Raw genomic sequence first — 11,834 nt, 5'->3', positions numbered from 1 at the left:
GGCGTGGAACCGCGCCTCCGGGTCGATCGGCGCGATTCGAGGCCGGCTCAGTGCTCGTCGACCGCCTGCGCCGGGCTGAAGTTCGCCGGCAGTTCACATGGGTTCTCCATATACGTCGGTCCGATTCCGATCGTCCCGTTTTCGTCCTCAGAAAGGCTTCCGACCTTCACGACGGCGCCGACACAGCCGGGGTCCTCGTGATTGTCGCCGTAGTACTGCTCGTAATCTCTCTCCGTGAACGTATATTCCCAATCTTCGCTTTCCCGATCATCGTCTTTCCCGTAGTGAACGGCACGGACGGTGTACTGGCCCTTCTCGTTCGACCAAACCGGATCAATGATCGTCCACGCACCCCCATCATCGTTATCGATGGCAGTCAGCGAAATCTCTCGGTCAAGGAGAATTTCGTCGTCTCGTTTTACCGATAGCCGAATCTGATTCGGTTCGAAAGAGTAGTTGATTACCTCGATTCGCCCTAGAACCGTTCCAGACCCGCCAAATCCGGGGACTGACGAACATCCGGCAAGAGCCGTGCCAGCAGCCACGGACACGCTTCGGAGTACATTACGACGCTTCATTGTTTCCCATACAGATCGTATGCATTAAAACTCTATCTGTCTTGTGAGAAAAAGATCCGACGCTACAGCAGCAAGTCACAGAACTCACTCGAACCCGGACACGTCTGGTCTCGCTACGCGGCGGACTCGGCAGCGTCCGTGTCGCCCTCGCCTTCGCCCTCCAACTGCCGGACGGTCAGCACCGGGACGGGACAGCGCCGCACGACGCTCTCGGCGACGCCGCCGATCAGGTAGCGGTTCTCGCCGTGGCGCCCGCGTGTGCCGGTGGCCACCACGTCGGCGTCGACCTCGCGGGCGTAGTCGGAGATCGCCGCGGCGGGGCGGCCCTCCCGGACGGCGGTCGTCACGGCGCTCTCCGCGCGGGTGGCGACGTCGGCGACGGCGTCCTCGCCGTCGTCCTCCAGTCCGGCACGGAGCTCCTCGCGGACGCTCTCGGGCGAGGACTCGATCTGCCCCTCGTCGACGACGAACAGCGCGTACACGTCGGCGTCGAACTGCTCCGCGAAATCGAGCGCCACGTCGACCGCCCGCTGGACGCTCTCGGAGCCGTCGGTGGCGATGACGATGGTGTCGAACATACGGGTTGATTCGGGCGGTGAGGGATAACTCCGACGGGGCTGATTCGTTCTCTGCGGGTTCGGTTCAGTTGGTGTGTGCGGCAGAAGGATGGCTGTTCGCTTTGGTCTCGGGTTTGCTAGCGTTCCCGAAGGAAGGTGTCCCAACACCGTGAAAGCCCCTGCCCGCTCGGCGTTGCCGGGCGGCGACGCCGCCCGGCTGCTGGCGATTCCTTCGGAATCGCCCGGGCTGCGACTCGCTGTGCTCCTCAGTCGCTTCGCTCCCTGCGGTGCTTACGTCGTCTCGCTCGCCGAGCGGGCAGCCCCTTTCAGCCCCGCCCGACCGCACAGCCCACGGACCTCCCCAGCCGACTCCTTCGTTCACTCCGTTCACTCAGTCGTCCCTCGCGCTGATCGCGCCCCGAAGGGCGCTCCTGCTTCGCGCCACCTCGGCCGCGGTGCGGTGGCGGTGGACGCCTCGCGCTCGCCAGCGGTCGGCGAGCGCGGGGGGAGGAGTGGGGACTCCGAGCTGTGTCGGGCCTCGTGCCCGACACCCTGCGGTCACAAGTGGTCATGCATCGAGCTGCTGTTGCTGTCACCGTAGCCGTCCCAGAAGTCGACGATAGAGATGCTGTTGCCGTCACGGTTGCTGTCCCAGTAGCCAACGATCGAGATGCTGTTGCTGTCACCGTAGCCGTCCCAACAGTCAACAAACCGGATGCCGTCTGCGATCTATCTATCCAACACTCGAGAACCGAATCATCACGAACGCTCTCAGAAGCTACTTCCGCCCGCCACACACCACTCCATCCATGCGCACCGACATCGGCAACGCACTCGGCGGCGACCCCGAACTCACCCGCGACGCCCTCGACGAACTGGACGCCGACGTGGCCGCGGCCCACGAACGCATCGCCGACGGGATAGCCGACCGCGAGTTCGGCTACCGATCGCTGAACCTCCCCGAGACCGCCGACCCCGAGCGCATCCGGAGCGCCGTCGCCCCCTTCGCGGACAGCGACGCCGTCCTCACGGTCGGCATCGGCGGCAGCGCCCTCGGCGCCGCGACGCTCGCCAAGGGGCTGGAGAGCGACGTCGACGCCTACTTCCTCGACAACGTCGACCCCGAACACACCACGCGCCTGCTCGACTCGCTCGACCTCTCCCGAACCGCCGTCAACGTCGTCTCGAACTCCGGCACGACCGCGGAGACGCTGTCGAACTTCCTCGTCGTCCGCGAGGCGATGGAGTCCGCGGGCGTCGACTGGACCGAGCGGACGTTCGTCACCACCGGCCCCGAGGGGAACCTCCGGATCCTCGCCGAGAAGCACGACCTACCCGCGCTCGACGTGCCGGAGGGCGTGCCGGGCCGCTTCTCCGTGCTCTCGACGGTCGGCTTGGCGGCGGCGGCGATCCAGGGCCACGACATCGAGGCCGTGCTCGCGGGCGCCGCCGACGAGCGCGAGCGGCTGGCGGGGTCGCTGTACGACTCGCCCGCCTACGCCTACGGCGCGACGGCGTACGCGCTGGCCGAGCGCGGCGCGCTGACGAACGCGTTCATGCCCTACGCCGAGTCACTGGAGACGTTCGCGGAGTGGTTCGCCCAGCTGTGGGCCGAGAGCCTCGGCAAGGACGGGCAGGGCCAGACCCCCGCCCGCGCGCTCGGCGCGACCGATCAGCACTCACAGGTCCAGCTGTACCGCGCCGGCCCGCGGGACAAGCTCGTCACCCTCGTGCGACCGACCGAGCGCGAGGACCAGGGGATCCCCGATACCGATCTGGAAGGGCTCTCCTACCTCGGCGGCCAGTCGCTCGGCACGCTGCTCGACGCGGAGTTCGAGGCGACCGAGGCGAGCCTGACGGCCGCCGACTGTCCGAACGTCCGGATCGAGATCGACCGCGTCGACGAGCGGGGGCTGGGCGAACTGCTGTTCGGGATGGAGGCGGCCTGCATCTGCTACGGCGAGCTCGCCGAGCTCTCGACGTTCACCCAGCCAGCGGTGGAGTGGGGGAAGAAGGCGGCTCGCGGCCTGCTCGGCGGCGGGGAGTTCGCGGAGGCCGAGGCGGTCCGCGGGAAGGATCGACTGGTCGTGGAGTAGCGACCCCCGGCGTCGACGCCCGACCGTCACCGCTTTGCCCGGGCAGCGGCTTGATCGGGGCGATGAGTGAGTCGTCCTCGAACTCCCGAATCCTCCGGGTCGGGCAGGCGATCGCACTGTTCTTCGCGGGCGTGCTCGGTCTCAGCCTCGGCAGTTCGCTGTGGATCGGCGCCGCGCCGGCGCTGGGCGTCGCGGAGAGGACGACGGCGTACCAGATCGCGAGCACCGTCGTCCGGTATCTCGGCTTCGTCGTCCCGGTCGCGCTGTTCGTCGTCGCCGCGGGCGACCGTGATCTGCTCTCCGGGGACGTGCCGGACCGCCGCGAGGCGCTGCTCGCGATCGGCGCCGTCGTCGCGCTCTACGTCGGCCAGATCGCCATCCTGTGGGCGTTCTCGCTGATCGACGTGGCGCCCTCACGGAACCCCGCGCTCGACCCGGAGGTCCACGCGCCGGCGTACTTCCTCCTGATGATCCCCGTCTCGCTGCTGGTCGTCGGGCCGGCCGAGGAACTGCTAGTCCGTGGCGGGCTGCAGGGCGTACTGCGCAAGAGCTGGGGTCCGTGGCCGTCGATCGTCGGCGCGAGCGCGCTCTTTGGCTCGCTGCATTACATTGGCGGCGGCAGCGGCGCACTGGCGTACGTCGCGTTCTCCTTTCTGCTGGGGATCCTGCTCGGCTACCTCTACGAGCGAACTGGGAACCTGATCGTGCCAGCCGTCGCTCACGGCGGCTACAACGCCGCGCTGTACGCGATCCAGTACGGGCAGGTGGCGTAGTCGTCGGTAGTGAGAACAGATCAGGCGGGGTTCTTGCGGGTGAGATCGCTGCCACAGATCGGGCAGCGCTCGCGGTCCTCGTCGAACTCGCGGCCACAGCCGGCACACTGGAACGTCCACTCGCGCTCCTCCTCGATCCCCTCGCGGGCGATCACCTGGACGTCGATGTCGAGCTTCTCGGCGACGTTCTGCATCGCGTAGTCGTCGGTCACGAGCGTGGCGCTGAGTTCGAACGCGGTCGCGAGCAGGCGCGTGTCGGTCTCGGATATCTCGTCGGCGTCGCCGGTCTCGCCGGCGGCCCGGCGCACGCGGTCGACGGTTTCGTCGGCGGGGAGGTGGAGCTCCATCCCCGCGCCCTCCATCGCGTCGAAGCGGTACTCGTTCCCGCCCTCGAGCTCCTCCTTCACGAGCGGGATCGAAACCTGATCGTCCTCGGTGTGGTACTCGTGGATGAACGCGGACGTGTCGAGGACCTCCATCCTTACCGTTGAATGACGATGTAGTCCTTCACGGCCTGTACCCGGGAGACGGGCACCCGGAACCGGCCGCCCTCGTCGCGCTCGAAGTTGATCTTCCCGCGGGGGGTGTCCTCGTTGGGCGAGACCAGCAGATCGTGGAGCTCGCCCGTCTTGAGGTCCATCGTGATGTTGTACAGCATGCCCAGCTCGGTGCCGTCCGATCCCATGACTGCCTTCCCCGAGAGGTTCTCGGCGAGTATATCGGCCATGCGCAGCAAAACAGGCTGTGGCGCATTGAATGTTACCCCACGACGGTGGCGCGGGGTATCCTGCTCTCGGGAGGGCAGGCTTCCTGTTTCGATGACGTGACTTCTCGGAACTCGTCGGCGTCCGTCGACGCCCGCGGAGAGTCGAAACAGGTAACTGGCGCCCCCGACTCCCTTCAGCCAAGAGACGTTCTCTCGGTGATTTTCGATGCCCGACGCCAACCCTGACACTGACGCGGACGCTGATCCCGGATCGCTCCGGACGCCCATCGTCGCCGTGCTCGGCCACGTCGACCACGGGAAGACGAGCCTGCTCGACAAGGTGCGCGGCTCGGCCGTCAGCGAGGGCGAGGCCGGCGCCATCACCCAGCACATCGGCGCCACCGCCGTCCCGCTCGACACCGTGTCGTCGATGGCCGGCGATCTCGTGATGGCCGAGGACTTCGACCTGCCCGGCCTGCTGTTCATCGACACGCCGGGCCACCACTCGTTCTCGACGCTGCGGGCCCGCGGCGGCGCGCTCGCCGACATCGCCGTGCTCGTCGTCGACGTGAACGACGGGTTCCAGCCCCAGACCGAGGAGGCGCTGGACATCCTCCAGCGCACCGGCACGCCCTTCGTCGTCGCCGCGAACAAGATCGACACCACGCCGGGCTGGAACCCCCAGCCCGACGCCCCGGTCCAGCAGACCTACGAGGCCCAGACCGACCGCGCCCGCGAGCGATTGGACGAGAACCTCTACGAGATCATCGGCCAGCTCTCCGACGCCGGCTTCTCGGCGGACCTCTACTGGCGGGTCCAGAACTTCCAGGGGAACATCGGCGTCGTCCCCGTCTCGGCGATGACGGGCGAGGGGATCCCCGACCTGCTCGCGGTGCTGATGGGGCTCTCCCAGCGCTACATGAAAAACGAGATGGAGATCGACCTCCAGGGCCCCGGGAAGGGGACCGTCCTCGAAGTCAAAGACGAGAAGGGGTTCGGCGCCACGCTGGACGTGGTGCTGTACGACGGCGAGATCGAGGAGGGCGACCGGATCGTCGTCGGCGGCGTCGAGAGCCCGATCGTCACGGAGGTCCGCGCGCTACTGCGCCCGAAGGCGCTCTCGGAGATCCGCACCGAGGCGGAGTTCGAACGCCTCGACTCGGTGCAGGCTGCCTCCGGCGTGAAGCTCGCGGCGCCCGATCTGGACGACGCGATGGCCGGCGCACCGGTCCGCGTGGTCCGCGGGCGGCCGCTGGAGGACGTGATCGGCGAGGTCAAGGAGGAACTCTCCGAGATCGAGGTCGACACCGCCGACGAGGGCGTGGTGGTCAAAGCCGACACGCTCGGCAGCCTGGAGGCGATGGCCAACGCGCTCCGGGAGTCGGAGATCCCCATCCTCCGCGCGGAGGTGGGCGACGTCGCGCCGCGTGACGTCGCGGTCGCCAGCACCGCCAACGAGGCCGAGCACCGCGTGATCCTCGGCTTCAACGTCGACGTGCTGCCCGACGCCGAACGCGAGATCGACCAGCAGGACGTGCGGCTGTTCAACCACGACGTGATCTATCAGCTGGTCGAGGATTACGAGGCGTTCGTCGAGGAGCGCCAGCGCGAACAGCAGGAGACCGTGCTGGACAAGATCCACCGCCCCGCCCGGTTCCGCATCCTGGAGGACCACACGTTCCGCCAGAACGACCCCGCGGTCGTCGGCGTCGAGATCCTCTCGGGGACGATCGAGAACAACCGCCGCGTCGCGAAGTTCGAGGACGGCGAGTCGGTCCGAGTGGGCGAACTCTCTGGGATGCAGGAGCAGGGCGAGGACGTCGACGAGGCCCGCGCGGGTAGTCGGGTCAGCATCGCCATCGACGGCCCCACCGTGGGTCGGGATATCGAGGAGGGCGACGAGCTCTGGATCGACCTGCCGGAGAAACACGCGAAGATCCTCGAACAGGAGCTGAAAGAGGAGATCCCCGCGGACGAACGTGAGGCGCTGAACGCGTATCTGGAACAGATGCGGAAGCGCGATCCGTTTTGGGGGAAGTGAAAACCAGCCGCGGCAAGCGACCGGCCGAGGCCTCCATGCCTCGGCTATCGAGCCTACGCCGCGGCTGTGTACCACCGATCACGGCGAGCGACCGGCCGGCCGCGTCGGCGGCCGGCACGGAGCCGATGCCGTGATCGTGTAGCAGCAAACCGACGAGTGACCGGCCGGCCGCGTCGGCGGCCGGCACGGAGCCGATGCCGTGATCGTGTAGCAGCAAACCGACGAGCGACCGTCGCTCCGAACTGCTGATTCCCACGAAAAGTGACCGCGGAACTTCGACCGTCTACCGTGCGACCGGAACCGGGTCGTCACCCATCGCGTACATCACCTGTGCGGCAGCGCTGGCCGCGAGCCCCTTCGCCACTTCGTCGCGGTCGGCGTCGTCGAGCCCCGCCTCGATGTCGTCGGCGTCGGGCTGGAACCCGGCGCTGACGGGGTGGCCCGCCGGCGGGCGGACGGCGACGGTCGCCTCGGGCCCGTCCGAGCCGTAGGTGAGTTCGGAGCCGACGACGTACCCCTCGGGTAGGTAGGACTCGGTACGGGAGACGATCCCCGCCACGGCTCGCCGCAGCCCGCGTTTCTCGTCGGGGGAGAGCTCGATATCGGTCGACGATCCCCCCATGATACCCGGAGCTCCGGCGAAATCAGTCCCGTTCATCTCGTCGGTCTTTGGCGGTATCCACTGATAAAGTCACCGACGGTGGAACCGACCGGGACCCGCCCACGGCGCCGCACTCAGGAGCCGCCGTCCGACTCCGGGAAGGCGTCGTGGTCGACCTCGTAGATCGTCACCGCGCCGCCCTCGAACGCGACCGAGAACGCCTCGCGGTCGAACGAGCGCAGTTTGTCGCCGTAGCGCTCGCGCTCGTTCGGGCCGACGTAGACGTACGTCACGTCGTAGCGCGAAAGCATGGGAGCCGCGCGCTCCCAGTCGGCGGCGTAGATCGCGTCGACGTCTTCGACTCGGCGCTCGTAGGCCTCGGAGCCGCGGTACTCGGCCTGGTGGTCCCAGCCGACGACGGTCGGCAAGCCGGAGAACGTCGACGCCGGACTCGTCCAGCCGTAGGAACTGCCGGGGGCCTCGACGATCGTCGGCCGGCCCGAGCGGTCCTCGAGCCACCGCAGCGCCTCGTACTCGTTGGCGTGGTAGTTCTCGACGGCTTTCAGCCCGTCGAGGGAGGGTTCGTAGCTCCCTTCCGCGACGGGGCCACCAATCTCGGCGGCGAACATCATCACGGGGAACACCGCAGTCGTGAGGAGGACGCCGACGACCAGCAGGACCGTCAGCGTCGAGGTCAACGCCGCGCCGGAGTCCGGCGACGACGGGACGTTCTCGCCCAGTGCCTCGACCTGTGACGCGAGTCGCCCGCCGTGGTGTCGGAGGAGCGCGACCGACGCGACGGCCGCGCCGGCGGCGCCGAGCGTCCACGCCTGGACACCCACCTTCAGCGAGGTGTTCCAGCGCGGGTTGGCGATCAGCGGCAGGCGGGCGTGGGCCAGTTCCAGCGCGGCGAGCAGCCCCGCGCCCGCGACGAGTAGCACCATCCCGAAGCCGGCCCGCCCCGAGCGGACGAGCAGCCAGCCGGCGACGATCAGCGTGCCGAGCAGCGCCAGCACGGCGACGTTCTCGAGCAGCGCCGCCGCGGCGACGGCGCCGAGAGCGAGCACGCCGGCCGCCCCGAGCCACGGCGTCGGGATGTCGTCGACCGCGGGCCAGCCGCGGGTGGCGACGTACGCCGCGAACGTGGTCACCAGCCCGCCGTACAGCACGAGGAACGCGGGCAGCGGGCTCCGCGGCGGGAGGAACCCGATCCCCTCGTTGTTCGGCACGTGGCCGAAGATCAGGAACGGCGAGGCGATCGCGACCCCGATCGCGAGCACGATCACGGCGGCGACCGCCGCGAGGGCGACCCGCCAAAGTTCGTGGCCCAGCCACTCGGCACGGCTCTCGGGGGCCGAATCGGGCTGGAGACGGTTCGCGAGCGAGTCGGGGAGCAGCGTCGCGGGGTGGGCGTCGGCGGCGCCGACAGTCAGCGCTGCCAGCCCCGCGGCGGTGGGGAGCGACCAGGTGTTCATGAAGCCGAACAGGCCGGCGACGGCGCCGAGCCCGCCGAACACCAGCGCGAGCCGGCGTTTCCGCTCGGCGGCGGGGGTGACGTAGTAGGCGAGGGCGAGCGCCGCCGCGAACATGACGTACGGGTTCGCGAACGTGTGGCCGTGGAGGTCGGCTTTCACGAAGGAGTACAGCGGCACCTCCTGGATCGTCCCCGGGACGACGTAGCGGGTGTACCACCAGCCCCAGTCGAGCGGCTGGGAGAGGTTCTCGACGGTCGTCGCGAGGTCGCCGCCTTCGAACCGCTCGGCGACGAAGCCGAACGCGGCCTGTTCGACGATCCCGTCGACCGCGTCGGGGAGGTACGGCGTCGCCAGTCGGATCGGGGTCGTCGCCGCGCCGCCGAGCGCGACGAAGAAGGCACCCGCGACGCCGCCGACGCGGAACGAGCCGCCGCGGCGGGAGACCACGGCGCCGCCGACGCCCGCGGCGACGACGAACAGCATCCCGTAGAACGTCGCGATGCCGAGGTTGAACCCGTAGCGCATCGCGGTTCCAGTCAGCATTGAGAGGCTGGCGACCTGGAGCTGGGTGCCGTAGTAGTACCGCAGCGGCTTCCCGGCGAACCAGGGGTCCTCGGGCGGGAGCGCCTCGGCGCTCTCGAGCGCGTTGACCAGCGCGAAGTGGAGGAACTGCTCGCCCCCCGCCGGCGTGATCGCGGGGTCGGCCGCGCGGAAGGCGAGCATGATCCCGAAGCCGACGGCGAACACGCCGTACATCGCCGCCACCGCCGGCCAGTCCGGGCGCGCGCCGCGACGCCACGCGAAGACGGAGGCGACGAGGACGAGTCCCAGCCCAATCAGGAGCGTGTGGAGGCCGAACGTGAGTTGGCCGATCCAGAAGATCAGGATCGCGAAGGGGACCAGCGCGGTCGGGAGCGCGAACGCCGCACCCTTCCGGGGGAGGTGCCGGAAGAGGGCGGCGGCGATGGGCGCGCCGATCGCCGTGAACGCCGCGACGAGAACGAGATAGGCGAGGACGGGGAGCCACTCCATGGATGTGGGTACACGCGGATCGTTTTGGTCTTTCTGGACGCTTCCCTCTCTCTGACCGCTGGCGGTGCGGTGGCGCGAAAGCGGGCGCGGCTTCATGCCGCGTCTCAGCGCGAGGGACGAGGGAGCGAACGAACGTGAGCGACCGAGTCGGCTGGGGAGGCGTGTGGGCTGTGCGGTCTGGGTGGGGCTGAAAGGGGCTGCCCGCTCGGCGAAGCACGACGTTGACGAGAGCGAAGCTCTCGTCTGCCAACCAGAAATCTCCGATTTCTGGTGACGACGCAAGCACCGCAGGAGGGAACGAAGTGACCGACGAGGAGCGCAGCGAGTCGCGCGAGCCGAGCGGGCAGGGGCTTTCACGGTGTTGTTGACGCCGACCAGCCACTCAGAGCACAGAACTAACTCCGAGCGGGCAGGGGCTTTCACGGCGTTACTGATCCAATCCGCTCGTCTGCCGGTAGAAGCAAGTCAGAACTGCGTTTTCACTGTACGGCTACCACCGTTCACGCCTCCAACAAATCGACCGAAAACTCAACAGATCGGTTCGCTCTCGCCGTACGCCGCCACCGCCACCACACACGTGTGCTCCCCCGGCACCGCCTCGGCGGACTCGATCAGCGTCTCCTCGTGGTCGAACGTCCACTCCCGGAGCTCCCGCCCCGCCGCCAGCCCGGCCTCCAGTCGCGCCTGCACGTCGGTCTCGGACTCGGCGTCGGCCTCGTAGAACAGCCCCGGGCCGGGGCCGGTCGCCCAACCCACGCCGGCGGCGACGGTCTCCGGGCCGACCGCACTCGACTCGGCCTGCACGACGTGGAGACGGTTGCCCGCCGGGCCGAGATCCGGTGCCTGCTCGGCGGCGGCCACCTCGGCGTCGGCCGGGACGACCGAGGAGACCGGGACGAGGTTGTAGTTGTGGAGGTTCGCGTCGGCCAGCGCGGCGTCGTAGGCGGCCTTCTCGGTCGGGCCGGTGCCGGCGCCGATGACGACGTGGATGCTGCTGCTCACGGGCGAAATCGGCGCCGCGCGGAGAAAGGGGCTACGGACTCAGCCGGGGTAGCGCGCGAAGACGGCGAACAGTCCGACGAGCGCGAACAGCCCTAGCGCCGCGAGGGCGCCGACGTAGCCGACGGCGACGGTGCCGAGGGCAAGGCGACCGTCCCAGCCGTCCGGTTCGGCGGGGTCCCACCAGCCGAGCGCCGGGACGATCACGCCCAGTGTGACCCACGCGGCCACGAGCAGTCCGGGCGTCGCGAGCACGAGCCACCAGCCGCCGACCGTGCCGGTGACGATCCCAGGCGCGAACGCGACCAGGACGTGGACGACCGCGTACGCCGTGACGCCGAGGAGGTAGTTCGCCCCGCGACTGTCCGTCGGGCCGGCGTCGAGCAGCCGTTTCGTGGATCCGAACAGCAGCAGCGGCGCCAGCGCGGCGGCGTCGAACAGCCAGAGGCCGAGCAGGAGGGGGAGGGCGACCGGGTCCATGCGGAGATGGGCGACGGGGCCGGTAAGTGTCTTCCGGGTGTCAGCCCGGGAACCCGACCGCGATGACGACCACGACGAGGACGAGCGCCAGCACGCCGATCGCGACGGCGTAGGTGAACGTGCCGAGCGTCAGTGCGATCCGGCCGTCGTACTCGTCGCCCTCCTTCGGGCTCCAGAGGCCGAGCAGCGGGAGCACGATCGCGACGGCGACCCACCACAGCACCACGTTCAGCAGCGTCATCCCCGCGAGCCAGGCGAGCACGTTCCGCTCCAGACTCCCGCCGTGGAGCGCGACGGGGAACAGCACCCACAGCAGGTGGGTGGCCGCGAACGCGGTCGCCCCGACGAGGTAGTTCGGGACGAAGTAGTCGGTCGGCCACGCCCGAAACAGCCGCCGGACCGCGCCGGAGAGCAGCACGAGCGAGAGGGCGACGGCGTCGAACAGCCACAGGATCAGCAGGAACAGCAGGATGTCGGGGAGGATACCGGGGACCAT

At 69.0% G+C, this 11,834-nt stretch carries 12 protein-coding genes; 3 read left to right on the top strand and 9 right to left on the bottom strand.

Annotation, left to right across the window (positions count from 1 at the left end; genetic code table 11):
* Positions 1–47: 47 nt before the first annotated feature.
* Both B4589_RS11320 and B4589_RS11315 read right to left on the bottom strand, forming a co-directional pair.
* Positions 48–578 (bottom strand): hypothetical protein, encoded by a 531-nt coding sequence (locus B4589_RS11320; RefSeq protein ID WP_079234374.1) that lies wholly within the window; start codon positions 576–578, stop codon positions 48–50.
* A gap of 113 nt (positions 579–691) precedes the next feature.
* Positions 692–1,156, bottom strand: coding sequence for a universal stress protein (locus B4589_RS11315; protein WP_079234373.1), 465 nt, complete (start codon positions 1,154–1,156; stop codon positions 692–694).
* A gap of 788 nt (positions 1,157–1,944) precedes the next feature.
* Here B4589_RS11315 and B4589_RS11310 point away from each other — a divergent pair.
* Together B4589_RS11310 and B4589_RS11305 are read left to right on the top strand one after the other, a co-directional pair.
* The gene (locus B4589_RS11310) at positions 1,945–3,231 is read left to right on the top strand and encodes a glucose-6-phosphate isomerase (RefSeq protein WP_079234372.1); all 1,287 of its coding nucleotides are present in this window, start codon (positions 1,945–1,947) and stop codon (positions 3,229–3,231) included.
* 62 nt (positions 3,232–3,293) lie between these two features.
* A complete protein-coding gene (locus tag B4589_RS11305) occupies positions 3,294–4,004 on the top strand; it encodes a CPBP family intramembrane glutamic endopeptidase (protein ID WP_079234371.1) in 711 nt (236 codons plus the stop codon).
* A gap of 20 nt (positions 4,005–4,024) precedes the next feature.
* On the opposite strand, the gene B4589_RS11300 is transcribed toward B4589_RS11305, so the two are convergent.
* Together B4589_RS11300 and B4589_RS11295 are read right to left on the bottom strand one after the other, a co-directional pair.
* Entirely contained in the window at positions 4,025–4,483 is a 459-nt protein-coding gene (locus B4589_RS11300) for an NOB1 family endonuclease (RefSeq protein WP_079234370.1), read from the bottom strand.
* Between the two features lie 2 nt (positions 4,484–4,485).
* A complete protein-coding gene (locus B4589_RS11295; RefSeq protein WP_049979297.1) occupies positions 4,486–4,731 on the bottom strand; it encodes a PRC-barrel domain-containing protein in 246 nt (81 codons plus the stop codon).
* Between the two features lie 205 nt (positions 4,732–4,936).
* Between B4589_RS11295 and infB the strand changes: the two genes are divergently transcribed.
* Positions 4,937–6,751 carry a translation initiation factor IF-2 gene (infB, locus tag B4589_RS11290; RefSeq protein WP_079234369.1) on the top strand — a complete coding sequence of 605 codons (1,815 nt, stop codon included), beginning with the start codon at positions 4,937–4,939 and terminating at the stop codon, positions 6,749–6,751.
* A gap of 283 nt (positions 6,752–7,034) precedes the next feature.
* Here the strand turns inward: infB and B4589_RS11285 are convergent, their stop codons facing one another.
* From B4589_RS11285 to B4589_RS11265, 5 genes are all read right to left on the bottom strand, one after another.
* The gene (locus tag B4589_RS11285) at positions 7,035–7,409 is read right to left on the bottom strand and encodes a DUF5811 family protein (protein WP_079234368.1); all 375 of its coding nucleotides are present in this window, start codon (positions 7,407–7,409) and stop codon (positions 7,035–7,037) included.
* A gap of 77 nt (positions 7,410–7,486) precedes the next feature.
* Positions 7,487–9,859: a DUF2298 domain-containing protein gene (locus B4589_RS11280; RefSeq protein WP_158081174.1), complete on the bottom strand. Its 2,373-nt coding sequence runs from the start codon at positions 9,857–9,859 to the stop codon at positions 7,487–7,489.
* A 528-nt stretch (positions 9,860–10,387) separates the two neighbouring features.
* Complete coding sequence (locus tag B4589_RS11275) at positions 10,388–10,861, bottom strand: pyruvoyl-dependent arginine decarboxylase (protein WP_079234366.1); 474 nt, start codon at positions 10,859–10,861, stop codon at positions 10,388–10,390.
* Positions 10,862–10,900: 39 nt separating this feature from the next.
* Positions 10,901–11,338, bottom strand: coding sequence for a hypothetical protein (locus tag B4589_RS11270; protein WP_079234365.1), 438 nt, complete (start codon positions 11,336–11,338; stop codon positions 10,901–10,903).
* Between the two features lie 40 nt (positions 11,339–11,378).
* The gene (locus tag B4589_RS11265) at positions 11,379–11,834 is read right to left on the bottom strand and encodes a hypothetical protein (protein WP_079234364.1); all 456 of its coding nucleotides are present in this window, start codon (positions 11,832–11,834) and stop codon (positions 11,379–11,381) included.

It is taken from the genome of Halolamina sp. CBA1230, assembly GCF_002025255.2.
Classification (GTDB): Archaea; Halobacteriota; Halobacteria; order Halobacteriales; family Haloferacaceae; genus Halolamina.
The sequence above is the reverse complement of the archived record's forward strand: the minus strand, read 5'-3'. Positions and strand labels throughout refer to the sequence as shown.